This is a genomic window from Salinibacterium sp. PAMC 21357, from assembly GCF_000247645.1.
Taxonomy (GTDB): Bacteria; Actinomycetota; Actinomycetes; order Actinomycetales; family Microbacteriaceae; genus Rhodoglobus.
Genome location: NZ_AHWA01000002.1, coordinates 550,923 through 576,407 on the forward strand (window position 1 = coordinate 550,923; position 25,485 = coordinate 576,407).

Below are 25,485 nucleotides of genomic sequence, written 5' to 3' on the forward strand. Positions count from 1 at the left end.
TATGTGCGGTCGATTTGCGATGGATGACACGGTCAATCAGATGATTACTGAGTTCGTCACAGCCACGGGAAGAGCACCAGAAGAGTGGCAGGCAGACTGGTTGGCGACACCCATCGTTCGCCCAACCGATCAAGTGCCGATCATGCTGAAAACTCTCGAGGATCGCGCTGATCCGTCCTCTCCCCTGCTGCCACGCGCGGCTTTAGCCCAGTGGTGGCTCACTCCGCCATTCTCGCCAACGTTGCGTGGCAAGCACGCCACTTTCAACGCTCGAAGTGAGACTGTCACCCAGAAACCAACTTTTCGCGGGGCGGTAAAGCATCAACGCGCCGTGCTTCCGGCAATCGGCTATTTCGAGACGAAGAAGACGAGCACGACTCCGGTACCTCACTACATAAATTCTCCAAGTGGTCTACTTTTTTTCGCAGGTTTGTACTCGTGGTGGCAGGACCCGTCGCTGTCCCAGGACGATCCAACGCGGTGGCACCTCACCACCACGATGCTCACTCAGGCCGCCACTGGAACTCTCGCCGACATCCACGACCGGATGCCCGTCATTGTCGCAAGCGATGCGATCGACGACTGGCTCGACCCGCGCACGCTGGGAGACGAAAATTTCGTGCGCGCGACGGTTGCTGCATCCGCAATTTTGAGTGAACAATTGCACGCTGAACCGCAGCCTCGGCGGTAACGTCGAACGACTCGGTTCTGTCAGCAACGCGGTGTGACCCTAGGCTGGACAAATGGCTCGACTCGGCAAAGCCCACACCCCCGCACAGACTGCGGGAGAAATTCTGCACCGTGCGGCCCGCATCGAAGACACCTTTCACCGCTGGAGGGAACGTCGCGGCCGCAAACGCGGACTCACCACGACGATCATCCCGTACAGCAGCTACGGATCAACCGACTGGGCTCGAGTGCTGTGTCGCGTCGTTCTCACCAGAGGAACTGAGGCGTCGAAGAAGCGAGCCGAGAAGGTTCGCGGCTGGCGCAGTTTCTTCAGTATCCCGGTGAACGACGAAGTGGTCACCGTCACTATTGGCGGCACCGAAGTGCAACTATCCCCCGGTCGTGGCGGCGTTATTGACGAGCATGTCAAGGTTTCTCTCGCCCCTGGCTGGCAAACCGCCACTCTCGACTCTTCCGGCGCTGAGGCCACTCTGGCCTACATTTTCGTTGTCGATCCGAAGGCCCACTTCGGGATTGTGTCTGACGTTGATGACACGGTCATGGTCACCGCGCTCCCCCGCCCGCTACTGGCAGCATGGAACACTTTTGTTCTCGACGAACATGCCAGACGCCCGGTCGCCGGGATGGCTGTGCTGTATGACCGATTGGCGCGGGCAAACCCCATCGCCCCTGTTATCTACCTCTCTACTGGCGCGTGGAATGTCGCCCCGACCCTGACACGGTTTTTGCGGCGCAACCTGTATCCGCGCGGCGCGATGCTGCTCACCGACTGGGGACCAACTCACGACCGCTGGTTTCGCAGCGGTGCCGAACACAAGCGGGAAAGCCTCGCGAGACTTGCGTCGGAATTCCCCAACATCAAGTGGTTGCTCGTTGGCGATGACGGGCAACACGATGAAGAAATTTACGGCGAATTTGTTGCCAGTCACCCCAAGAATGTTGCCGCGGTAGCCATTCGACAGCTATCAACCGGAGAAGCAGTTCTTGCCGGTGGTCGCAGCAAGATGGAGTATCACGAACGTGAGTCACCAGTTCCGTGGCGCTTTGCCCCCGACGGCGCACGCTTGGCCATCGAGCTTCGCGAACTTGGGCTGATCAACGATTAATCGCGACATCGCGTGTCGTTTGTTAAATTTCACGCACGATCGACCGGATGTGCAGGAAGCCGAGCGTCGACGCTGCAATGATTGAGTCATGGCGCTACCAATCGAAGACTATGCACTTATCGGCGACTGCCAGACAGCAGCCCTTGTTGGCCGCGATGGAAGCATCGACTGGCTGTGTTTTCCGCGATTCGACTCCGCATCGATGTTCGGAGCGTTGCTCGGCAATGAAGACCACGGTCGCTGGCTTGTAGCCCCGATTGCGAGCCTGTATGACTCAGCAAATGTCACTGTCACTCGCAAGTATCGCGAAAACACGTTCATTCTCGTCACAACGTGGGTCACCGACGAAGGCGAAGTCGAAGTAATCGACTTCATGCCCTACGGAAACCGTCGCGCGGATGTCGTGCGCCGTATCCGTGGAGTACGCGGAACCGTAGCGATGCACACTGAGCTTCTCATTCGCTTCGGCTATGCCACAGCCTTGCCATGGTTGCGCCAAGCACCCGAGGCCGGCGGTCACGCTGTTATCGGCGTAGCCGGACCGGACGCGATCGTGGCACGCGGCATCGAGCTCCACTCCGCAGACCACAAGCACACCGCAAACTTCATGATCAGCGCCGGTGAGACCCGCGACCTGACGATGACCTGGTACCCGGCGCATCGCAACCCTCCTGCCGCAGTGAACGTCGACGATGTGCTCGCTCACACCAGCGAATGGTGGAACAACTGGGCCTCGCATTGCGAACCTACGGAGCAGTATCCAGAAATCGTGAAGCGCTCTCTCTTGGTGCTTCGCGCGCTGACCCACGAAGACACTGGCGGCATCGTTGCCGCAGCAACAACAAGCCTGCCGGAATGGTTCGGCGGCAGCCGCAACTGGGATTACCGTTACGTCTGGCTTCGCGACGCTGCGCTCACGCTTCACGTGCTGCTCGATCACGGCTACATCGCCGAAGCCGAAGCATGGCGCCGGTGGCTTTTGCGCGCTATTGCTGGCGACCCGGCCGACGTTCAAATCATGTACGGCCTCTCGGGGGAACGTTGGCTAGAAGAGCGCGAACTTGATTCGCTTCCCGGTTACGAAGGGGCCGGTCCGGTTCGAATCGGCAATGGAGCATTTAACCAGTTTCAGGGCGACGTATTCGGCGAAGTCATGGTCGCGCTGCAGGCCGCTCGCCGCTCCGGTGTGCACGAAAACGACTTCTCGTGGCCGCTTCAGCGCGCCCTCATGACTTTCGTGGAAGACAACTGGAATCGCCCAGATAATGGCATCTGGGAGATCCGTGGCCCCGAACGCCACTTCACCCACTCACGCGTAATGCTGTGGGCGGCCATGGACTGCGCAATCACCGCTGTGGAAGAGTTCGGCCTCGAAGGTCCGGTCGAAAACTGGATCAAGATTCGGGCAGAGATTCACGCGGAAATTGAACGCGACGGCTGGGATGCTGAACGCGGAACGTACACGCAGTACTACGGCGGGACCGGCGTTGACGCCTCACTGCTGCAGCTTCCCCAAGTTGGCTACCTTGCCGCAGACGACCCCCGCATGTTGGGAACCGTTGCCGCCATCGAAGAAGAGCTTCTTGCCGACGGACTTGTGTTGCGATACCGCACGGAGTCTGGCGTGGATGGTCTGCCCGAAGGCGAAAACCCGTTTCTCGCCTGCTCCTTCTGGCTTGTCGAGCAGTACGCGGGCTCCGGTCGGGTAGCTGATGCAATCGTGCTGATGGACCGACTCGTTGGATTCGCCAACGATGTTGGGCTCATTAGCGAGGAATACGACACCGTCAATGAACGCCAAGCGGGTAACACACCGCAAGCGCTCAGCCACCTTGCTCTCGTGCGCGCGGCCGATGCGATATCGAAAGTAAAGAGCGGTAAGTGAAGCTAGTAACGACGCTCATTATTGCGCGTCGTTCGCCATTACTGCAGGTAGTTAAGACTTCGGTCGCCGCTGTCATTGCGTGGGTTGTCGCCAGCCTTGCACTTCAGCAGCCGTTGCCTATCTTTGCCGCGATTGCTGCGCTGTTGGTGGTTCAGCCCAGCGTCACTCAGTCGATTGAGAAGGGCATAGAACGCAGTATTGGCGTCGTCGCCGGAGTCGTCATCGCCCTCGGAGCCGGACAGCTTTTTGGCGATCAGAGCTGGGTCATCCTGAGCGTCATCATCATCTCGGTGCTCGTGGCGTGGGCTTTGCGATTGAGCGCAGGTTCGGCAAACCAAATCCCCATCAGCGCGATGCTTGTCCTGGCCTTGGGCGGGCAGAACGCCGGCTATGCGGTCGAACGAATCGTCGAAACCATCATTGGTGCGCTGATCGGATTGATCGTCAACCTCGCAATTGTGGCCCCCGTTTTCGTGAGCCCGGCACGCGTCGCGGTAGCCTCCCTCACCAAGAAAACGGCCACCGTGTTGGAGTCCCTCGCCCGGGCGCTCACAACGCCGCAGTCAGACGCGGAACTGCGAAAACTGCTCGACGACGCTCGGCTGCTGCGTGATTTGCGCGATGCCGCATCGACAGCGCTTCGCCAAGGTGCCAACAGTCTCACTCTCAACCCTCGACGAAGCAAACATCATCGGATGCTGCGCCGCGAGACAGAACTGTTCGATATCTTGACAGTGCTCGTCACCCGCACTCTCGGTATGGCGCGCGCCATTCACGACCGCTACGACACCAATCTCATGGATGATCCCGTGGTGATCTCGATTGCACGCGAACTTGAGCGTGCCGCGCACGATTTGCGATTGCGTGGCCGCGCGCCCGACGAACGCGAGTCTGAGCGACCGACGCGGGAACTGCTCACGCTGACTGCTCCGTTGACCGTGCTGACGCCGCATCCGCAACACTGGATTCTCATCGGATCACTACTCGAAGACGCGCGCCGAGTGCACGAAGTGATCGTCGGGGACTCGGATAACGGCTAGCAGACACCGCTATGATCCACCAGAGTGGGGCGACTACTGCGAGATCGCGGCACACTCCTCTGAACAGTGCACAAACCGCCCCGTCTCCCCCGACAAAGTGCGGCGAAGGGTCAGCAGTCTGAGCGTTGCCTCGTCGATCGCAGTCTCATCGATTTCACCGTCGGTGATGGCCTGGGTTACCGCGGCTACGACTCCGGGCGCATCGACCTCGCCAACGTAGAGCAGCATCGTGTTGCCTGCCTCAATAGCACGCACCGCATTCTTCACCTGATCTGCATACTCTGGCACCCCGGAACGCTCCAGCATTCCCATGTCATCGGTAATGGCAATGCCGTCAAAACCAAGATCGTCACGCAGAATCTCGTGCCACCGCGGTGAAAATGTTGCCGGCTCAGGATCGACTGCGGTTAAAGCGAGATGCCCAAACATCACGAAAGGCGCGCCAGCATCGATTCCTGCTTCAAACGGCAGAGCATGGGTAGCGTTCCAGTCCGCCAACGAGATCGATGACGTCGGGATGCTTGAGTGCGAATCGCCGGGAGCAACTCCATGCCCCGGGAAGTGTTTCAGAGTGGAGAGGATCGGAAACTCTCCGGCAACAGCCTCGGTAACACGCGCTGCGGCATCCTCCCCCGTTGCACCGAGCGACCGTTCATAGATGAAGCTTGAGCGATCACTGGCGATATCGGCGACGATGCCAAAGTTCACCGACACCCCCACCGACTCGAGCAAGGCGCCGCGTTGAGCAAACGCATCGAAGCTTGCTTGCGGAGTTTCCAACCGTAGTTGGGAAGCAGACGGCCAGTCATCGCCAGGGACGCGCCTTACGATCCCACCCTCTTGATCGGTGGCGATGAGCGCCGGTAAACCTGTTTCGCCGCTCAGCGCCGCAGTCTGAGCGCTCAATTCCGCTAGAGAACCGGGAATATTGTCGCTCATCAAGATAAAGCCACCGACGCCGTCATACGACGCCGGTACGGTCGCCGCGGGTTGAGTACCGGGAACGTGCACCATGAGCATGCTCATCACTTTTTGCGCAATCGTCATGGTGGCGAGGCGATCGTGGGCATAATCAACAGCCGGGTCGATAGTTCGCGGCTCAGACCGCGGCACAAAGGTTGGCGCCGGAACAACCGGGGGCGGGGAGCCACCGCTGCAGCCAAGCAATGCTGGCGAAAGCGCAACGACGACCGCAGCGGCAAGGGCCCGTCGCAAAATTGCCATCTTGCGATCGTACCGGGCTGAAGAACGAGGGCTCAGAAAAGCCAGGTGAGAGAAGCGAAATCTTCGGCACTGATTCCGAACTGATCGGTAGCATGAGCGACTGTCGAGCGAACGGCGGGAACGTCAGCGTTTTTACGCACGATCACGTCAATTCCTGCTGGCGACAAACGAGAACGCGAGAAGCGGATGACGGCGATATCGAACGCATCGTCTGCACCGACCACTTGCCACCGACTCTTGACAAGCTTGAGCAACCCCTGACCCCGCCACACGAATTCGTCCCCGCGCAAACGGTCCGTTCCCAGAATCGTTTTCGGTTCACCGTCGGCAGTCGTATAACTCACCGTGTCAGCGAACATCAACTCGTCGCCATCGATAGTCTCGTAGGCAAATTCCGGATTGTGGCGTCGACCATCAAGCCACATCGGAAAATTGGTCGCCGCAACACTCCACGTGCCGGGCAGCCTGGCGGCAAGCACCGCGGCATCAAAAACTTCACTCACGTGATCAACATAGGACACTGCGCCTGAGAGTCCGCGATTTGAGGGTCGTGGCGCGTTATTCTTACCGCATGCTTCACGCCCTTCTGCGGTCATCCCATCCTGGGCCGAGCATTGCGGTGACCATTATTTCTGCGGCGCTGGCAGTCGGGGTCGGTCTCGGCCCGCTGAAAGTGGCCATCGTCACGGTGATGATTCTCTGCAATCAACTGTCGGTTGGGCTCTCGAATGATTGGCTCGATGCCGAACGTGATCGACGCAATGGTCGCCGCGATAAGCCGATTGCCGGCGAAGAGATTAGCCCCGCGACCGTAGCTACCGTGGCAATTGTCGCGGCCGTCAGCGCCATCGCCCTGTCGCTCACCCTGGGGCCGCTCGCGGCGATCGCTCAGGCACTATTTCTGGCCAGCGGTTGGCTTTACAATCTGGGCCTCAAATCCACCGTCATCTCGGTAGTTCCGTACATCGTGGGTTTTGGTGCCCTTCCCGCCATCGTCACGCTGGCCGCCGATCCTCCACGATTGGCGCACGGCTGGGCCCTCGCTGCCGGTGCTCTACTGGGAATCGCCGCACACTTCAGCAATGTGCTTCCTGACCTTGACGATGACAGCGCTACCGGGGTGCGCGGGCTCCCCCACCGGCTGGGTGCGCTCACGTCGGGGATTATTATCGCGGTCAGTCTGGTCGCGGCATCCACGGCCATCGTATTTGGGCCACAAGCCGATGTCACTATCGTCGGGCTCATTGGGCTCACGCTCGGGATTGTATTAGCACTCACCAGTGTGGTGCTGGTCATTCGCAACACAATGAAACGGATCCTGTTTCGGATAACCATCGCCGCGGCATTGATCAACGTGGCCCTACTGCTGATCTCTGCTCCACGGTTATCCGCGTGAGCACTACGCCAAGGGCGGAGTGCTCACTGCCGAGTCGTCGGACGCAGGTGTTGGATTGCGAATGCCTAGGAACGACACAACGCCTCCAGTGAAAAGCAGCGCTGCCGTGAGAATTATCACCCGGTGAAAGTTATCGACGGTTAACGTGCCAACGACGATTACGCCGATAAGCGCGACCGAGATCAAACCGGCAATTCGAGATACAGCGTTGTTGACAGCGGACCCGATCCCGGCCTGCGGCGCCGAAATTGCGCCCAAAATTGCTGAGGTCAGCGGAGCGACCGTCATCGACATCCCGAGCGAAAACAGCAGCACCCCCGGCAAGACCTGCGTGAAGTAATTAACGCTCTCCTGCATCGAGAGGAAGGTCACATAGCCGATACTCGCCAACACCGGACCAAGCGTCATGAAAATGCGTGGACCGAACTTGCCGCTCAAGCCGCCGAAATAGGACGACAGCACAATGATGGCGATCGACGAAGGCAGGAAGGCCAACGCTGCCTGAGTCGCGCCAAAACCAGCAACCTCCTGCAGATAGACGACCACGATGAAGCCACCGAGCGCCAACCCACCATAGATAAACAGAGTGGCAATATTGCCCATGCTGAAGTTTCGTTGGCGGAATAGTTCAAGCGGCAACATCGGGTGGGGAGCACGCTTCTGCCACCAAATGAACGCCGCCAAGCTCAGAACGCCAACGACCAACGGCACAAATACGGCCGGGCTGTCCCAGCCATAATTTCCCTGCTCAATGAGAGCGAAAACGGGGCCACCGAGACCAACAATTCCGAGAACCGCTCCGAGATAGTCAATGCGAGTATTTTTCTTGCGTTCGTCTTTGTGTCCGAGCACAACCAACAACCACATGGTTACCGCAATGGGCAACACGTTGATGGCAAAGACGAGCCGCCAGCTGATCAAGTCAACAAAAATGCCACCCAAGAGTGGACCGATGATGAACGCGGCGCTCGTCCACGCCGTCCACTGGCCGATGGCGCGAGCTTGAGCCGACCCTCGAAACGTCGACATGATGAGAGCAAGAGAGCTCGGCACCAACAGCGCACCAGCGACGCCCTGAAATCCGCGCAACACAATCACGAGCTCCGCTGTTGGCGCTACCGCAATCAGCAGCGACACCACCCCAAATGCGATCAGGCCGGTTCTGAGGATAACGATGCGACCGAAAACGTCAGACAACGATCCGGCAAGCAAGATGAGGGAGCCCAAAGTGATGAGGTAGGCGTCGACGACCCACTGCTGGGTACTCAGTCCACCGCCGAGTTCGTCGCGAATCGCGGGCAAAGCAACATTGATAACTGAGCCATCAAGAAAGGCCACGAAAGACGCCAAAATCGCGATGGTCAGAATGAGTCGTTGGTCTCTAGTCACGTTCCTATACAACACCCCAGTAGCGACGTTTTATGTCCAGAAAGACCATTAATCGAGGCGGTCAAACCCCGACACCCGCACAACAGCGATGCCTTCAGCGGCAGATTCCACGAGATCGACCGACGCCGTAATCGCCCAATCATGGTTTTCTGCCGGGTCAGCAATGATCTGCCGCACCTGCCATGAACCCGGCAGTTCGGTAATCGCAATCATCGACGGACCGCGAGCATCCCCCGCCGTCGACATACTGTCGTGCTCTGCAAAGTAGCGATCGAGCGCCTCGCCCCACGCCTCCTCATCAAAGCCAGCTGCAGCATCCAACTCCCCCAGCGCCACCGCATCATCGCGAGCGGCAAGCTGAACCCGGCGGAACATCTCATTGCGCACCAACACCCGGAACGCCCGAGCATTAGTGACCACGGATGCCGGGGTCGGCGGCAATACGGGCTCACCACTGGTTGCGCTGTCTGCCCCGTTTGTCATGGCCTCCCACTCATCGATGAGACTGGAGTCGACCTGGCGAACAAGTTCGCCCAGCCATTCAATGAGGTCAAGGAGTTCGTCGGTTTTAGCGTCGTCCGGGATCGTTTGACGGGTTGCCCGATACGCGTCAGACAAGTAGCGCAGCACCAGCCCTTCGCTGCGCGCCAGCCCGTAGAACCCCACGAAGTCGGCAAACGTCATGGCCCGCTCATACAGATCGCGAACGACAGTTTTGGGGTTGAGCTCGAAGTCCCCGATCCAGGGCTGACTGGCGCTGTACATTTCGAATGCGGCACCGAGCAATTCTTCGAGCGGCTTCGGCCAGGTGACCTCCTCGAGCAGTTCCATACGTTGGTCGTACTCGATGCCCTCCGCCTTCATCGCGGCCACGGCTTCGCCCCGCGCCATGAACTGCTGTTGCGAGAGGATCGGTCGAGGATTATCGAGCGTCGCTTCCAACACCGAGATCATGTCAAGGGCGTACGTCGGTGACTCTTTGTCGAGCAAGTCGAAGGACGCGACAGCAAAAGGTGACAGCGGCTGATTGAGCGCAAAGTTAGCTTGAAGATCAACGGTGAGCCGAATCTCGACGCGTTCGTCGAAGCTTTCTACCTCTTCGCCATCCACTATCAGAGTGTCTGAAACGCGGTGTTCTTCGACAATTTCTGCGGTGCGCAGGGTTCGGTAGATCGCGAGTGCCTGACGGGCGAGCTCGCGTTGGCTCTGGCGCGGCTCATGGTTGTCTTCGACTAAGTGGCGCACGTTCGAGAAGACATCTCCACCGCGAGCGATCACGTTGAGGATCATGGCGTGATTCATTGCATATTGCTCGTGAGCAGTTCAGGCTCGGCGGCAATCATTCGTTCGAAACTTGCTTCGTTCCAGGTGACAAACCCATCGGGCGCTTTTTTGCGCACGAGTTTGCGCAGCTTCTTCGGGTCGTCGCCCGCTTTCGCCACCATTTTGGCGTTCTCAGACTCATGCTCAGGCGCTTGAGCGACGACCGTTCCGGCGGTGTCGAACCCGGCGCGACCGGCACGACCGGCGATCTGGTGAAACTCGCGTGCGGTGAGTTGACGCATCCGGGTTCCGTCGTACTTAGTGAGCTGGGTCAGCAATACCGTTCGGATGGGCACATTGATGCCAACCCCGAGAGTATCGGTGCCGCAGATAACGCGCAGCAAACCCTGTTGCGCGAGCTGCTCAACGAGTCGTCGGTATTTGGGCAGCATGCCGGCGTGGTGAACCCCGATGCCCGACCGGATGAGGCGTGACAGAGTTTTTCCGAACACTGTCGTAAACCTAAAGTCGCCAATCGCTTCCGCGATCTTGTCGCGCTGCTCGCGAGTGACGACCTTGATGCTGGTCATCGCTTGAGCCCTTTCGAGAGCGGCAGCTTGCGAGAAATGCACAATGTAGATCGGGGCTTGACCTGTCGAAAGCAAATCTTCGACGGTCTCGTGGATCGGCGTGATCGCCCACGAATAGTGCAAGGGAACAGGGCGCTCGACGCCAGTGATCAGGCTGGTTTCACGACCCGTACGACGGCTGAGATCATCCGCCAAGGGTTGCATGTCACCGAGCGTCGCCGACATCAACAAAAACTGTACGTTCGGCAGAATCAGCAGCGGCACCTGCCAGGCCCACCCGCGGTCCGGGTCAGCATAGAAGTGGAACTCATCCATCACTACTTGATCGACTCTCGCCTCTGCCCCCTCACGCAAAGCCAGATTCGCGAGGATCTCGGCCGTGCAACAAATGATCGGAGCGTCGGCGTTCACCGAAGAATCCCCCGTCACCATTCCGACGTTCTGGGCGCCGAAGATTTCGACAAGAGCAAAGAACTTTTCGCTCACCAGCGCTTTGATCGGTGCCGTGTAAAACGTGCGCTGCCCCTGCGCCAAAGCGATCGCGTGTGCAGCAATAGCAACGAGTGACTTGCCTGTTCCCGTCGGCGTCGACAAGATGACATTTGCCCCCGAAACCAGCTCGATAACCGCTTCATCCTGAGCGGGATACAGGCTGAGACCGCGATCGGATGCCCACCCCACGAAAGCGTCATAGGTTGCGTCTGCGTCAAAGGGCGTCGGAAGCGCATCCAAGAGTGAGGGCATTGTTCAACCGTAGCTGGGTGACAGGGGTGGCTGCGGCCAACTAGCTCAGGGCCAACATTACCGAGGCCACTAGGGCGAGCCCCATCCCCACAAGTTGAAACGGTGTGACGCGTTCGTGAAGCGTAAACCGAGCAAGAACGATTGTTGCCAGGGGGTAGAGACTGACGAGAACGGAGACGACAGCCAAACTTCCGCTCTGGAGCGCAAAAAGAATGAAGGCGTTTGACGCGCCGACCAGCACGCCGCCCGTCGCTGCAAGCACGCGAGCACGACCGACACTCACCACTGGCCCGCCCTCGGGCTGATGATCGAATTGCGCAAAGAAGCGTCGAACTGACGCACTCGTCCTAGTGGCGGCGAGCACAATGAGCATCACCGTCAGCCCAACCGCAATCTCTACGATCGCCGTGGCCAACCCCGCAGATGCTGGGGAACGATCGAGCGAAATCAGGGCCGTTCCTAAACTAATCCCCGAAATCACACCAACAACAACGGTGCGAGGGCGCACTCGCACAGCCGCATCCGATCTCGTCACCGAAACCAGCAGGGCGCTCACGAGAGCAAGCGCAATTGCGACCCAGGCCTGAACGGGAAGCTGTTCCCCTGTGACCACGGCAAACGCAACAGGCACCACAGCCCCGACCACAGCGATGAGGGGCGCCACTAGGCTCATCGGTCCGTCAGCAAGCGCCGCATAAAAAGCGAGCAGGCCAAGGATGGCGCTAACTCCTGCTGCTGCACCCCAAATAAGGGCGCCGGTCTCCCAACGAACAACAACGAATGGCATAACCGCCAGAAGCGCGAGCGTGGCGAAAACGTGGATGATTGTGGTCGCGGGGACAACACGCAGTCGCCGAGTGCTCAACCCGCCGAAAAAATCAGAGACTCCGTAAAAGAGCGAGCCAGCAAGCGCGAGGACGACACTGACGATCATTCCGCCAGCTTAGAGCGCCTCGCCACCCCCAAGGGCTCTGATGCGGTCGGAGCAACGCGCGCCGTGCTCGCGGGTAGAATCTGGTGTGCTCAATTCAAGCGACTCCCCCGAACTCGGCCCGAGCGGCCTCGATCCGTTGGAACTTGAAACGACCCTCAAAGTTTTGCGCCAGATGGCCGAGATCGATGACGAGCACCCCGACTTCGTTACCGTGCGCCGCGCTACGGCCGCAATGTTCAAAGCAGTCAAGAAAGAGCGCCGTCTTGAAAAGCGCGCCACGATTGCGGATGCCGACCGTCAAGTGATCGCCGCAACCGCAACGGGGGCGGCAGATCGAATCGACGACGAGACTCGGGGCATCCCGATTTCGACGACAACAACGGCGCCGTCTGCCGGCGAACTCATCAAGGCACGCCCCTGCTACATCTGCAAGCAGTCGTATACAACCGTTGACTCGTTCTACCACCAGCTCTGTCCACGCTGCGCGGCCTTCAACCATGCCAAACGCGATGCTCGCACTGACCTCACCGGCAAACGCGCCCTCCTCACCGGTGGCCGCGCAAAGATCGGCATGTACATTGCGCTGCGTCTATTGCGGGATGGCGCTCACACCACAATCACGACCCGCTTTCCGCGCGATGCCGTTCGTCGCTTCTCGAGTCTTCCCGATTCGTCAGACTGGCTGCACCGCCTTCGCGTTGTGGGAATCGACCTCCGCGATCCCGCTCAGGTCATCGGGCTCGCAGAATCGGTCGCCGCGCAGGGCCCACTCGACATCCTCATCAACAACGCCACCCAGACGGTGCGCCGCTCCCCCGGTGCTTACCAGCCCCTCGTCGACGGCGAGCTTGCACCGCTGCCTGATGGCCCTCGGCCCGAGCTCGTCACCTTCGGGCACACCAATGATCCGCACCCTCAAGCATTGGCACAGTCGGTTTCGGCGCATCCGATCCTGGCTGCTGCAGCGACTCGAGCAGAAGAACTCACCGAGCAGGCGATGACGGCAGGCTCGAGCTCGCTCGAACGGCTCGCTGCGGGAACCGCGATCGACGCTGGTGGGCTTGTGCCCGATCTAGATTCGATCAATTCGTGGACCCAACACGTCGATCAGGTTGACCCGCTTGAGATGCTCGAAGTGCAGCTGGCCAACACGACCGCCCCGTTCGTATTGATCTCGATGCTGCGCCCCTCAATGGCCGCAGCTTCGGGGCGCCGCAAATACATTGTGAATGTGTCAGCGATGGAAGGCGTGTTCGGCCGCGGTTACAAGGGCCCCGGGCATCCGCACACCAATATGGCCAAAGCCGCCGTAAACATGCTCACCCGCACCAGTTCACGAGAAATGTTTGAGAGCGACGGCATCCTGATGACGAGCGTCGACACCGGCTGGATCACGGATGAACGCCCCCACCCCACCAAGGTGCGGTTGGCCGAAGAAGGATTTCATGCGCCGCTCGACCTTGTCGATGGTGCGGCCCGCGTCTACGACCCCATTGTGCGTGGCGAAGACGGCGAAGACCTGTACGGCATCTTCCTCAAGGACTACGACAAGAGCTCATGGTGACCCCGGCAGAGTTTCTGAAGAGCACCACGAGTGGAACTCGTGTCGTTGTACGTCACCTCATTGACGACGGGCGCGCGACCGACTCTCTCGGCTACTTTCACCTCGCGGACGACACGCACTGCGTCGTCGCAACCAAGCGTGGACTCGAAACGATCGAGCTGGCGAAGGTGATTGCGGCAAAAGAGATTCCGCCACCACCCGCGCCTCGGCCTCGCGCTACTTCTTCGGAGTAGCCTTCTTCGCTGGGGCCTTCTTCGCCGCTACACCGCTCTTCGCAGGCGCTGCTTTCGCTGCGACCGTGACACCACCGGCGGGCGTAACTTTTCCGGGGTTGAAGTTGTGCGCGGGATCTGCCGAATCGAACAACCCCTGCATGACTTTGACGCCTTCGGTGGAGATGTCCTGTTCGAGCCACGGTGAGTGTTCAAGGCCGACGCCGTGGTGATGCGAGATGGTGCCGTCGTTGTCAACGAATGACTGCTGAATGGCACGCTTCACGGTGTCGTACTCTCCCAAGGGGTTGTCGCCAAAAGTGAACGCGAACGTGAAGTAGAGACACGCGCCCGAATGGTAGGAGTGGGACATGTGCGACATGATCCACCCTTTGGTGCCGAGCGAATCGTAGGCGTCTTGGGCTGCCTTGTGGGCTGCCGAGTGCAGCTTCACTACTGATGACCACGGCGTCGCGGTCTCCGATACGTCTCCGGCAGCACCCATGTCGAGCAGGAAGTCGCGCAGGTAGGGGGTGTCGAACTTTTTCTGGTCGTAGAGGATGCCTGGGCCCTTGCCCACCCCCATTCCGCCGTGCTTGCTCACAATCTTGTCGACAAGCTTCTTCTGACCTTTGGCGTGAGAGACGCTTCCTTCAAAGCCGATAAACGAGAGACAAATGTCGTCGAGGTTCCAGCCCTTCGCGGTCATTAATTTGGGCAGTGCGGTGTCTGCGGTGAATTTGCTGAATCCGCTGCGCGATTTGCTGGTCGCGAGCGAGAAGCCGGTCTCTTTTGCATCAGAAATTCGGGTGATGGATGGTGCGGCATCCGATTCTGAGATTGCCTGCATCGCGGCAATTCCTGATTTCCAGTTAGGGAAGAAGTAAGCAAACACGTCGCGCTTAGCGGGAATGCGGTGCACCTGGACGGTGACTTCGGTGATGACACCAAGTCGTCCTTCGCTGCCCAGGATCATTTCGCGCACGCTTGGTCCGCTCGATGTGCTTGGCAATGGTCGCAGAACGAGCATGCCGCCGGGGCGAACTACGCGAAGCCCTCGAGTGATGTCAGCGATGTCGCCGTACTTGTCTGATTGCATGCCGGAGGACCGTGTCGCTACCCAACCACCAACGGTGGAGTGCGTGAAGCTGTCGGGGAAGTGCCCGATGGTCCAGCCTCGAGCATTGAGTTGTTCTTCGAGGTCAGGGCCTTGAGCGCCCGCCTGAATTCGGGCGAGACCAGAATCAGCATCGACTGCCACGACTTTGCGTAGCCGTCCGAGGTCGAGCGAAATTACGACGCGCTTTTCTTCGGGCATCGGCTCGAGGCTGCCCGCAATGTTGCTGCCGCCACCGAAAGGGATAATGACTGCATTAGCTGCGACTGCGGCATCCACAATCGCTTGCACTTCAGCTTCGTCGGCAGGGTAGATAACGACGTCAGGGCTGCGCTTGATGGCGTTGCTGCGAATTCGCACGAGGTCGCGAAGGCTCTTGCCGTACGTGTGGATGACGCGCACCATGTCATCGATAGTGACGTTGCTGTCGCCAACAATGGCCGCCAATTGCTTGATAAACGCAGCAGTTGCTTTGCTCCGAGGAACGTTGAGCTCGTCGAACGATGGCTCTCCTGCGCGAGTCGCTGAGCCGAGATCGAGACCAACAGCGTACTCCACGAACGGCGCAAAACCGGGCTTATCTTCGTGGTGAAAACCCACCCCTTCGTTGCCCCAACCCCACCACTTCATGTGTTTGACAGAGGTCATTTCGTTCCCTTCGGGGTAGCGCTGGGCATAGGTTGAACGGTTTCATGCAGTTGACGCACGATCTCAGCAAGTCGGGCCGAGAAAGCTTCGGAGGTTTCTGACTCACGGCGGTGCTGTAGCTCGCCAAAGACTATCGTGACGGGCAAGCGGCCCGGTTTGGGCCAGTTGACGCCGCGCGGCATTGCTGTGGTGGCGCCGACGAGGGCGATGGGCAAGCAGGGCACTGACGTGTTAATCGACAGTGCTGCGGCGCCGGGCTTGAACCGCGTGAGCACTCCCTCTCGAGTGCGACCGCCCTCGGGAAAAATCAGCAATGGCACGCCGCGCTCAAGTAGCGCCCGCGAGGCACCTGCCCTTTTTCCTTCAGCGTTGCGTTCGATCGCGAAGGCATTGAAAAAGAGAGTGGTCAACCATTTGCGCCACCACACTTCAAAGAAGTAGTCGGCGGCTGCCCCGGCGGCGAGGTAGCGAGATCGCTGTCGAGGTAGCGCCCCAATAATGAGCGGTGCATCCAGATGGCTTGAGTGGTTGGCAACAGCGATGAACGGACCGTCGTGATCTTCGAGGTGCTTGAGCCCTCTAATCTCGACGCGCACGAGCGACCACACCAGTGGTTTGAGCAGGCCGCGTTGCGCTACGAATCTCGCCCCGGCCATGGTCGGCGAGGTGAATCGGTCAAAGTTCCGGGTCATGTGGTGGTCGCGTCTTTCACACCATGAGGTTCGGAGCCCTCGTCACTTCGGCTTGAAGAAATTTTGGCGGAAATCCAACGATTAGTGCGCAATGGCAAATGTCGAGCAAACCATCCGACGACTCGGTACCGAACAGTAGGTATGGAAACGACTTTGCCTCGCGCCGCATCCCGCAGCGCACCCTTCACGAGGGTCGCTGCGTCAATCCACATAAAGGACGGAATGGAACCGGTGCGGATGCCCGCCCGTTCGTGGAATTCGGTGACGACCCAGCCCGGCATCAGCGCCGTGACGGTAACGCCTGTACCCCGAAGTTCTACCGCAAGCCCTTGGCTGTATGACGCAACCCACGCTTTGATCGCTGAGTATGAGCCCATCGTTACGAGGCCGGCAATGCTCGACACGTTGATGATCGCGCCGCTGCCTCGTTCTCGCATGGCTCGGCCGGCGGTTCCCGCGAGAATGAGCACTGCCCGACACATAACGTCGAAGGCATGTTCGTGGACGCTCGCAACATCTGCGCCGGTCAACCGGGCGTGCACTCCAAAGCCAGCGTTATTGATGAACAGGTCAATGGGACGGTCAGCGTTGGTGAGTCGTGTCGCAACTCGCATTACGTCGTCGCGGAGGGCTAGGTCAGCACTGATGGTTTCTACGGCGATGCCAAATTGTGCATGCAATGCTTCTGCGGTTTCGGCGAGACGGCTTTCATTGCGGGCAACCAACACGAGGTCGAGGCCGCTCTGGGCAAGTTGTCGCGCAAATTCCGCACCAATGCCTGAAGTTCCACCGGTGATTAGCGCTGTTGCCATGTCGTCAAGACTACGGCAAGCCTTCCTCAACGATTATGTTTCTCCGGCCGAGTCGCCTCTAGAATTGGAGCGAGTCGATGACGCCATCCAGCGTTGAGCGGAGGAGAACGATGCCAAGAAGTATTGAGGTCGCCCTCGATGACATGTCGATTCCGGCACCAGATTTTGACGTTCGTGCCTATGCCAATGATGCCCACGCTAGCTACCGAGATCTTCTGGATCTTGAGGCATACGCTTCGCAACCGTTGAGCTCAGATACCGTGCGTGCTTTGCGCTACTTGCAGGTGGTCGAGCGCGGCACGATGACGCACTTGCGCAGTGTGCTCGTTACAGCGACCCACAAAGATGCCCGGGTTACGGCGTTCCTTATTACGTGGGCATTTGAGAAGTATTGGATTGCGGATGCCCTCGACCAGATCATTCGTGCCAATGAGGGTGGCACCGTTGACCGCACGCCATTTCGTACCCCTGTTGAGCGCACCATTCGCGAATCGATTGTCGCCAACATTGTGGGGCTTCCGATGGTTGCTGTTCATACTGCCCTCGGCACTGTTGATGAGTGGCTGATGCAGGCCGCCTACCGCCGGCTCATTGAGCTCGAGCCACACCCGCAGCTGGCTGACATCGTGACGCGTTTGCTCGCGACAAAATCTCGTCAGCTGCAATTCTTCGAGGCTCAAGCTCGACACCGTCTCGGGGAGTCGTCTCGGGCGCAAAAAGTCACTCGCCGTCGGCTCGCAAAAACTCCGTGGCCGATTGGCGCGCGCGCCGAACCCAGCCAGAACACGGAGTTCTTTTTCCGCTACCTGTTTGGTAGCCAGCCGTCAGCAATCACTGAAATTGATGAACTCATCGACACGCTCGATGGCCAAAACAACCTCAACCTCATGAAAAGGGCCGCCGCCTTATGACGACCATTAATGCCCTCACCAACGAGCACGTTTTCCTCACGGGAGCAACGGGTTTCGTCGGTCAGGCAATCCTCGAGCGTTTGTTGTCGAGCTATCCAGATACTCGCGTATCCATTCTGGTGCGCGGCAAAGGGGCGACCAGCGGTGAAGGCCGCCTCACCAATCTCCTGCGCAAGCCCGTATTCGCTCAGTGGATGGAATCGTTGGGCAAAGATGAGGCGCTAGCTGAGGTTGCGCGTCGAGTCACCGTAATTGAAGGCAGTCTGACGGATGTCGGCACGCTGCCGGATGACATTGATGTCGTCATCCATGGCGCGTCGACGGTCTCGTTTGATCCGCCGATCGATGAAGCCTTCGACACCAATGTTGGCGGCGCAACCGGAATCTATACCGCACTCTTAGAGAGCGAGTCTCGACCGCACGTTGTGCACATCTCGACCGCCTATGTCGGCGGTATTCGCAAGGGTATTGTTCCCGAGGCTTCGCTCACTCATGAGGTCGACTGGCGTGCGGAGTACGAAGCTGCGCGCACGGCGCGCACACGCGTTGAATTCGAGTCTCGTCAACCGGAAGCGCTCCGTGCCCTGCTAGATGCTGCCAAGGCGCGTCACGGAAAGGCTGGTCCGCAGGCGGTCGCTCAATTTGCTGAGGCTGCTCGGGCTGAGTGGGTACACGATCGCCTTGTTGACTATGGGCGGATGCGCGCAGAAAGCCTCGGCTGGACCGACGTCTATACCCTCACGAAGGCATTCGCTGAGCGGGTGGCTGAAGAGTTGTGGGCTCAGGCGGGGAATCGGCTTTCGGTAGTTCGTCCGTCGATTATTGAGAGCGCACTGCACCACCCGTTCCCTGGCTGGATTGATGGTTTCAAGGTCGCTGACCCGCTGATTTTGGCGTATGGCCGCGGACAGTTGCCCGATTTTCCGGGTCTTCCTGACTCGATTCTCGATGTCATTCCGGTCGACTTCGTGGTGAATGCGGCGTTGGCGGCGGCCGCCAGTACGGTTGACCCGGCAGCACCCCGGTACTACCACGTGAGTTCTGGCGCGAGCAATCCGCTGCCGTTCCACCGCATGTACGAGAACGTGAATGCGTACTTTACGGCGAATCCGTTGCCGGCAGAAGATGGCGAGATCAGTGTTCCGCTGTGGCAATTCCCTGGTGGTCAGCGCGTAGAAAAGGCACTCGTGAAGCGCGAGCGTCAAGCCGAGCGCGCTGAGCGGATGATCGCCAAAATGCCCACGACGCCTCGAACGCGTCGGTGGCTTGATGAGGTCAAGAGCGGCCAACATCAGCTAGAAGTGTTGCGCGCTTTCTCTAATCTTTACCGCGCCTATGTGCAGACGGAGATCATCTTCGACGATGCCAATACTCGTGAGCTTTTGGCGTCGCTACCGAAAAAAACATCACCGAGCGCGCGCTTCGATGTCACTGAGATCAACTGGGAGAACTACTTTCAGCAGGTTCATTTTCCCGCGATCACTACGCTGACGCGAGCGTTCGCCAATCGGCCGGCTGCTCGCGCTCGCACCGCCAAGAAGTTGCCGGTGCGCAGCGATGTTGTCGCGGTCTTCGACCTTGAGGGCACCGTGGTTGATTCCAACCTGGTGAAGCAGTATTTGCTGCTCTGGGGCGGCACCGTTCCCCGGGCTAAAGTCGTGCACGATTTGGCTAATTTCACGTTCTCGCTGCGCAAATATTTGCGTGCTGAGCGTCGAGACCGTGGCGAGTTCATCCGCACCTTCATGCGTCGGTATGAGGGTTTCAAGATCGTCGAGATCGAACGGATGGTGCGCGGCAGCTTTGGGCGGGCCATGATGCGTCGGGTGATGCCGGATGCGCTGCGCCGGGTTCAAGAGCACCGTGACGCCGGTCACCGCACCATTTTGGTGACGGGCACGATCGATCTCATGGTGACGCCGTTTCTCCCCTACTTCGATGAGGTTGTTGCCGGTCGTATGCATGAGCGCCATGGCGTGCTCACGGGGTTCTTGGCTGATCCTCCGCTCGTGGATGAGGCTCGGGCCGCATGGTTGCGTCACTATGCCGACCTCAATGGTTTCAACCTCACCCAGTCGTACGGCTACGGCGACAGTCATGCCGACCTGGTGTGGCTGCAGCTAGTGGGGAACCCGAGTGCGGTGAACCCCGACGTCAACCTGTACAAGCATGCTCAGGAGAAGCGCTGGAATGTGCTCGACTGGAAGCGCCGTTCTCCCAACACCCGTATCCCACGACCTCGCGCCGCCGCACTAGCACCGGCGCCATTGGAAGGAGAGGAACAGAACTCGACGCCGTCGAGCTAGTTCCCACACCTCATGGCATTTGATATTGATCGCTATACGTCTACCTCGAAGAAGGTTCAGTGGGGCGACCTCGACTTCACCGAATTTGAGCGCAATCCTCTCCCCGACGCGACCTTACGTAGCCTGCGCTACATGGCCGACGTCGAGTACCACACGGTCTGTTACCTGCGTGATTTGCTCGTAACGCCCTCGCACAAGGAGGTCGACGTGAGCGCCTTCATGACGATGTGGAATCGTGAAGAGTTCTGGCACGGTGAAGCGCTCGCCAAGGTTCTTGGTGCCCACGAGGTAACCCTCGACTTCGATCAGCTCAAAGCGACCCGGCTGAAGCTTGGTTGGAAGGACCGTCTCGACCCGATCAAGCAGTCAGTGCTCGGCAACGTGATCGGCAAGGACTTCATCGCCGTTCACATGATTTGGGGCGCCGCGAATGAGTGGTCGGCTGTAGCAGCGTACAACCGTCTCGCAGATTTGGAAAAGCATCCGGTGCTCTCTGAATTGCTCCGCCGCATCGCGAAGCAGGAAGCGCGCCACGTTGCCTTTTATGCCACTCAGGCGCGCGAGCGTTTGGCTAAAAGCAAGAAGGCCCAGGTGCTTGCTCGCCTGGCGCTCAAGGGCGCGTGGGGGCCTGTGGGTTCGAGCATTATGCCGGCGGATGAGGTCACCCACGTGATGGGTCATCTCTTCTCTGGTGAAGAGGGTTTGCGCGAGATTCGTAAGCTCGATGAGCACATTTCTCGCATGCCAGGTCTTGAGGGCCTCACCATTGTGGAGACCTCCATGAAAAAGTATGGGGTTGCCGCGTAAGAGGCGTAGGCTGCTCGCTGGACTATTGGCGACGAGAGAATTGGTAAGTTGGAACCGTGGGCGTAAGAATCGAACGAATTGACCTTCCCGGTTTTGGTGTGCGCAATGACGTAATCACCAATTCAGGATGCCGTGTCAGCGTGGTTTCGCTGCGATCAGGAGAACGCGATCTTGCGTTCTTCAACGCGGATGACCCTGACTCGAATGCGGCATCGATCTCGTTGAGTGATGACGAGGCTGCAGCAATTGCTGAGGTTCTCGGTTCGTCGCTCACGCTCAGTCGTTTGTCTGTTCTCGGCGAAAAGGCGGAGGGCCTCTTCACTGAAGAAATCTCCCTCCCCCGCGGCTCTGGTTTTGTCGGTCACCCTATGGGCGACATGAAGGCGCGCACTCTCACGAGTGCTTCGATCGTCGCTATTGTTCGGGGAAACGATGTTGTTGCTTCTCCTGGCCCTGAGGTTGTCTATGAGGCTGGTGACGTAATCGTTGCTGTCGGCACCCGCAAGGGTCTTGACGCGCTCGGCAAGCTCATCAATAACGGTCCAAGCTAAGGCTCGCGTATGCACGAGACGACGCAGCTACTTATCGAGGTTGGCGCTCTCCTGCTCGTGCTTAGTGTGCTTGGCAGAGTTGCCGCACGCTTCGGTTTTTCGGCGATCCCGCTGTATCTGCTTGCAGGTCTCGCTGTTGGCGAAGGTGGGCTGCTCCCGCTGCAGGCCAGCGAAGAGTTCTTCGAGGTCGGATCACAGATCGGCGTGATTCTTCTGTTGGCGATGCTCGGTTTGGAGTACTCGGCTGACGAGCTTGTCTCGAACCTTAAGACGTCGAAAATCTCCGGGATTTTGGATGCGGTGATGAATGCGCTGCCCGGCGCGCTTTTCGCCATTTTGCTGGGCTGGGAACCAGCTGCCGTGGTGGCTCTCGCGGGAGCGACGTGGGTGTCATCTTCCGGTGTTATCGCCAAGGTTGTCCGAGACCTCGGTCGGCTCGGTAACCGAGAAACGCCCGTGATCCTTTCCATTTTGGTGATGGAAGACCTCGCCATGGCGTTTTATCTGCCGGTACTTTCTGCGCTGGTGATCGGCGCGGGCCTGATGCAGGGCGCAATCACAGTGGCGATTGCCGTGGCCGTTGTTGTGACGATCCTCTACGTGGCGCTGCGCCACGGTCGCTTCCTCTCGCGCCTCTTGCCAGACAAGAACGCAGAAGCTCTCCTGTTGGGCGTTGTGGGGCTCACGATGCTCGTTGCCGGCCTTGCCGAGGGCGTGAACGTATCGGCGGCGGTTGGCGCCTTCCTCGTCGGTATCGCAATCTCTGGGCCGGTCGCCCATCAATCCGCTCAACTCATCACTCCGCTGCGAGATCTTTTCGCCGCTGTGTTCTTCGTTTTTTTCGGGATTTCGACTTCTCCGGCCGACATCGTTCCGGTGCTGCTGCCAGCGTTTGCCCTCGCTGTTCTCACGATTTCTACAAAAGCTTTTTCCGGCTACAAGGCCGCGAAACGCGCCGGTATCGCGGCGCCCGGCCGCTGGCGCACTGGCTTAGCGCTCACACCGCGTGGTGAGTTCTCCATCGTGATCGCGGGGCTTGCTGTCGGCGCCGGTATCGAACCAACGCTCGCCCCGCTGGCGACCGCGTACGTGCTCATGACGATCGTGGCGGGGCCACTGCTCGCTCGTGTGCCCGACACTGCCTGGTTCAAGGCGCGGGTGCGCAAGCCCGTTTCAGCGCCGCCTGCAACACCGATCACGACGCCGTAGCGCCGCTCACCCCACAGCGCAGCTCACCTTACGACGTTCCGGTCAAGGTTCCCCTCGTTCAGCGCACGGCGAACTTCGCGTTGTAGGCGCGCACATAGCTGGGGATGAGGAACAGGTCGACGATCAGCCAAACGTACGCTGCGGCGATCAGCAGGAAGCCGACAAAGATGAATGTGGTGGCAATTCCGATCCACCACAGCGCGATGAAGCCGATCGCGCTGCCGACGCGTCCAAGATAGAAGTGGTGGGCCGCGAATCCTGTCAGGAGGATGGCAAAAATATAGGCGACTGCGACATCTTTGCGGTTTCCGCCCGCGACGACGTGAGCGGGCGGCGCTACCTTCGGCGCCGAATGTTCGGTCCACATGGTGCCATTCCACCACCGGCTCAGGGTCGGGTCCTTCGGATCTGAATACCAGCCTGCGGGTACTGACGGTGCCTCATTGCTCACTATTACTCCTTTGCGCAACAGAGCTTATCGCTGTACTCACTCCGCGGATCCGCTATCCAAGCTCGGAAGGTCTGAAAACTTCTTCGTCATCGTGGGGTTACCCCGCGTCAGTTTCTTGATGGTGACATCTTGCGCTTTGTCGTTGGCGAGTCGAAGGTTGCGGTTCGTTCCGAGAAGCGCCTCCCGTGTCTTCTGCAAATGGTCGATTGACTTGTCGATTTCGTCGATTGCGGTCTGAAATTTGCGAGAAGCAAGGTCAAAGTTTCGCGCAAACCCCGTCTTGAAGGAGTCCAGTTCTTCCTCAAAATTCGTCACGTCGATGCTCTGTGCCTTCACGAGTGCGAGTTCTGACTTGTACTTCAGGGAGTTCAGCGCAGCGTTTCGGAGCACCGTGATCATCGGTAAGAAGAACTGCGGCCGAACAACATACATCTTCGGGAACCGGTGCGACATATCGACGATGCCCGAGTTGAAGAGTTCGTTGTCGGCCTCAAGCAGAGACACCAGAACCGCGTATTCGCAGCCTTTCTCGGTGCGGTCTTTGTCGAGTTCTTTCAGGAAGTCCTCGTTCTTGTGTTTAGACGCAGTCGTGTCAGATTCATTCTTCATCTCAAACATGATCGACACGATCTCGGTGCCCGACTCATCCGCTTCTTTGAAAATGTAGTCTCCCTTGCTGCCGCTTCGAGCGTCATTGTCTTTCTCGAAGTAGGCGCGCGGGAAGGCCGTGGCACGGATCTGGTTGAACGTCGTCTCACAGTGCTGCTCAAGCGTCTCGCCGACCATCTTGGTCGAGAGCCGAGCCTTCATGTCGCGGAGGCGCTCGATCGCATCATCGCGGTCCTTGATCTGTGTCTCGTACTTATCCTTCATCGACGTTTCCACGAGCTTCATCTCGAGCTCTACCCGCTCAAGACTGCCCTTGAGCCCATCACGCTCTTTCTCAACAGCGCCGACCGCCGCTGACAGTGCGAGCTTCTGTTCGGAGTCACTTGCCTGAAGCTTCGACTTCAGCTCGTGAATCTCCAGCTCTTTCGCTGCCGTGGCTTGGTGAAGCTCACTCAGGCGCTTTGCCTCAGAGAGCTCGGCGGCTGTCTCCCGCTCGCGCTTGGCCTTCTCTAGCTCATTCGAGAGAGCATCCCGCTCCCCCTGCACTGTGCTCAGCGCTTCAGAAACAGCAAGTTTCTGCGCTACTGCGCCGGAATTGAGCTTCGCAGTTAACTCCTGAATCGCCGCATCCTTCTTCGCCGCTTCCGCCTGCAACGCCGTCGCTACTCTGGCCTCAGCGAGTTCTATCTCCGCCTTTTTCGCGCTCTCAGCTAATTCGAGCCGCTCGTGGAGAGCGCCCTCGAACTCGCTGTCGCGGACCTGCTTCACGATGTCTGCATAGCCAGCCTCATCGATAGTGAAAGCCTTATGGCAGTGCGGGCAGGTGATCTCGTGCATGGGTAAGGGTTCCGTCCGTCTCAGCCTGGGGTGGCCAGCGCCCAGCCCGCTGAAATTGCGTAAGAACTATCTGAGGCTGGTCACATCATTTCCGCTCAGGTTAGTCGCTGCGGCACCGCCGCGGGAGCCCCCGCACGGGGCGGGAACGAAGATCTTCACGGCGCCAGAGAAATCGGTAATTAAGCAGCACGCACTCACCGCGACCCGAAACGAAAAAGCCCCGCAATCTTTACGATTACGGGGCTAGATGGTGGATCCAAGGGGATTCGAACCCCTGACCCCCTGCATGCCATGCAGGTGCGCTACCGGGCTGCGCCATGGACCCATCTGTTTTGTCTTCTTACGAAAACGCAACTTGTCAAGATTACTACACGCTCAGCGCATCCGACACCATCTGAGCGATTTAGAGCCGAATGTCGGCGAAAACTTTGGTGAACGAGCGAACGGCGACCAGGATCCTGATGGATGCTGACCGCCCTTCGCCCTACACAGTGCAGT

At 59.0% G+C, this 25,485-nt stretch carries 21 protein-coding genes, 1 tRNA gene and 1 pseudogene; 12 read left to right on the forward strand and 11 right to left on the reverse strand.

Features of this window, described 5'->3' with window-relative positions; translation table 11 throughout:
* The first annotated feature begins 1 nt into the window (after position 1).
* The 4 genes from ON14_RS02640 to ON14_RS02655 all read left to right on the forward strand — a co-directional run bounded on the left by ON14_RS02640 (position 2) and on the right by ON14_RS02655 (position 4,721).
* Complete coding sequence (locus tag ON14_RS02640) at positions 2–691, forward strand: SOS response-associated peptidase (RefSeq protein WP_081503497.1); 690 nt, start codon at positions 2–4, stop codon at positions 689–691.
* 52 nt (positions 692–743) lie between these two features.
* Positions 744–1,796, forward strand: coding sequence for an App1 family protein (locus ON14_RS02645; RefSeq protein ID WP_010202942.1), 1,053 nt, complete (start codon positions 744–746; stop codon positions 1,794–1,796).
* An 88-nt stretch (positions 1,797–1,884) separates the two neighbouring features.
* Positions 1,885–3,681, forward strand: a complete 1,797-nt coding sequence (locus ON14_RS02650; RefSeq protein WP_010202943.1) for a glycoside hydrolase family 15 protein — start codon at positions 1,885–1,887, stop codon at positions 3,679–3,681.
* Positions 3,678–4,721 carry an FUSC family protein gene (locus tag ON14_RS02655; protein WP_010202944.1) on the forward strand — a complete coding sequence of 348 codons (1,044 nt, stop codon included), beginning with the start codon at positions 3,678–3,680 and terminating at the stop codon, positions 4,719–4,721. The genes ON14_RS02650 and ON14_RS02655 overlap by 4 nt, the downstream gene beginning before the upstream one ends.
* Before the next feature lie 33 nt (positions 4,722–4,754).
* Here ON14_RS02655 and ON14_RS02660 read toward each other — a convergent pair whose 3' ends face one another.
* On the reverse strand, positions 4,755–5,945 hold the full coding sequence (locus ON14_RS02660) for a glycoside hydrolase family 3 N-terminal domain-containing protein (protein WP_010202945.1): 1,191 nt from the start codon (positions 5,943–5,945) through the stop codon (positions 4,755–4,757).
* Between the two features lie 32 nt (positions 5,946–5,977).
* Entirely contained in the window at positions 5,978–6,448 is a 471-nt protein-coding gene (locus ON14_RS02665) for a hypothetical protein (protein WP_202800888.1), read from the reverse strand.
* Positions 6,449–6,516: 68 nt separating this feature from the next.
* Here ON14_RS02665 and ON14_RS02670 point away from each other — a divergent pair, with 68 nt between their 5' ends.
* Positions 6,517–7,341, forward strand: coding sequence for a UbiA family prenyltransferase (locus ON14_RS02670; RefSeq protein ID WP_026037490.1), 825 nt, complete (start codon positions 6,517–6,519; stop codon positions 7,339–7,341).
* A 3-nt stretch (positions 7,342–7,344) separates the two neighbouring features.
* Here the strand turns inward: ON14_RS02670 and ON14_RS02675 are convergent, their stop codons facing one another.
* The 3 genes and pseudogenes from ON14_RS02675 to ON14_RS02685 all read right to left on the reverse strand — a co-directional run bounded on the left by ON14_RS02675 (position 7,345) and on the right by ON14_RS02685 (position 12,261).
* Entirely contained in the window at positions 7,345–8,730 is a 1,386-nt protein-coding gene (locus ON14_RS02675; protein ID WP_010202952.1) for an MFS transporter, read from the reverse strand.
* Positions 8,731–8,778: 48 nt separating this feature from the next.
* Positions 8,779–11,327 (reverse strand): annotated as a pseudogene (locus tag ON14_RS02680) (DEAD/DEAH box helicase).
* Positions 11,328–11,367: 40 nt separating this feature from the next.
* On the reverse strand, positions 11,368–12,261 hold the full coding sequence (locus ON14_RS02685) for an EamA family transporter (RefSeq protein WP_010202954.1): 894 nt from the start codon (positions 12,259–12,261) through the stop codon (positions 11,368–11,370).
* Between the two features lie 85 nt (positions 12,262–12,346).
* Between ON14_RS02685 and ON14_RS02690 the strand changes: the two genes are divergently transcribed.
* Complete coding sequence (locus ON14_RS02690; protein ID WP_010202956.1) at positions 12,347–13,825, forward strand: SDR family oxidoreductase; 1,479 nt, start codon at positions 12,347–12,349, stop codon at positions 13,823–13,825.
* Entirely contained in the window at positions 13,819–14,058 is a 240-nt protein-coding gene (locus tag ON14_RS02695; RefSeq protein WP_010202958.1) for a hypothetical protein, read from the forward strand. Before ON14_RS02690 ends, ON14_RS02695 begins: the two co-directional genes overlap by 7 nt.
* Here ON14_RS02695 and ON14_RS02700 read toward each other — a convergent pair.
* From ON14_RS02700 to ON14_RS02710, 3 genes are read right to left on the reverse strand one after another with little or no spacing between them, the layout of a single operon-like run.
* Complete coding sequence (locus ON14_RS02700) at positions 14,042–15,802, reverse strand: FAD-binding oxidoreductase (protein ID WP_010202959.1); 1,761 nt, start codon at positions 15,800–15,802, stop codon at positions 14,042–14,044. The two genes, ON14_RS02695 and ON14_RS02700, sit on opposite strands and share 17 nt — an antisense overlap.
* Positions 15,799–16,494: a lysophospholipid acyltransferase family protein gene (locus ON14_RS02705; protein ID WP_010202961.1), complete on the reverse strand. Its 696-nt coding sequence runs from the start codon at positions 16,492–16,494 to the stop codon at positions 15,799–15,801. Before ON14_RS02705 ends, ON14_RS02700 begins: the two co-directional genes overlap by 4 nt.
* Positions 16,491–17,306 carry an SDR family NAD(P)-dependent oxidoreductase gene (locus ON14_RS02710; RefSeq protein WP_010202962.1) on the reverse strand — a complete coding sequence of 272 codons (816 nt, stop codon included), beginning with the start codon at positions 17,304–17,306 and terminating at the stop codon, positions 16,491–16,493. Before ON14_RS02710 ends, ON14_RS02705 begins: the two co-directional genes overlap by 4 nt.
* 110 nt (positions 17,307–17,416) lie before the next feature.
* Between ON14_RS02710 and ON14_RS02715 the strand changes: the two genes are divergently transcribed.
* The 5 genes from ON14_RS02715 to ON14_RS02735 are packed head-to-tail and all read left to right on the forward strand — an operon-like array spanning position 17,417 to position 23,090.
* Positions 17,417–18,217 (forward strand): hypothetical protein, encoded by an 801-nt coding sequence (locus tag ON14_RS02715; RefSeq protein ID WP_010202964.1) that lies wholly within the window; start codon positions 17,417–17,419, stop codon positions 18,215–18,217.
* Positions 18,214–20,523, forward strand: a complete 2,310-nt coding sequence (locus ON14_RS02720; protein ID WP_010202965.1) for an SDR family oxidoreductase — start codon at positions 18,214–18,216, stop codon at positions 20,521–20,523. The genes ON14_RS02715 and ON14_RS02720 overlap by 4 nt, the downstream gene beginning before the upstream one ends.
* Positions 20,524–20,535: 12 nt before the next feature.
* Entirely contained in the window at positions 20,536–21,330 is a 795-nt protein-coding gene (locus ON14_RS02725) for a hypothetical protein (protein ID WP_010202967.1), read from the forward strand.
* Between the two features lie 56 nt (positions 21,331–21,386).
* Positions 21,387–21,881 carry a cation:proton antiporter regulatory subunit gene (locus ON14_RS02730; RefSeq protein WP_010202969.1) on the forward strand — a complete coding sequence of 165 codons (495 nt, stop codon included), beginning with the start codon at positions 21,387–21,389 and terminating at the stop codon, positions 21,879–21,881.
* A gap of 9 nt (positions 21,882–21,890) precedes the next feature.
* Complete coding sequence (locus ON14_RS02735) at positions 21,891–23,090, forward strand: cation:proton antiporter (protein ID WP_010202977.1); 1,200 nt, start codon at positions 21,891–21,893, stop codon at positions 23,088–23,090.
* Between the two features lie 58 nt (positions 23,091–23,148).
* Here the strand turns inward: ON14_RS02735 and ON14_RS15375 are convergent, their stop codons facing one another.
* The 3 genes from ON14_RS15375 to ON14_RS02750 all read right to left on the reverse strand — a co-directional run bounded on the left by ON14_RS15375 (position 23,149) and on the right by ON14_RS02750 (position 25,312).
* Entirely contained in the window at positions 23,149–23,541 is a 393-nt protein-coding gene (locus tag ON14_RS15375; RefSeq protein ID WP_010202978.1) for a DUF2510 domain-containing protein, read from the reverse strand.
* Positions 23,542–23,577: 36 nt separating this feature from the next.
* Positions 23,578–24,987, reverse strand: a complete 1,410-nt coding sequence (locus tag ON14_RS02745; protein WP_010202979.1) for a DUF2130 domain-containing protein — start codon at positions 24,985–24,987, stop codon at positions 23,578–23,580.
* 248 nt (positions 24,988–25,235) lie between these two features.
* A tRNA-Ala gene (locus ON14_RS02750) sits at positions 25,236–25,312 on the reverse strand.
* Positions 25,313–25,485 lie beyond the last annotated feature (173 nt).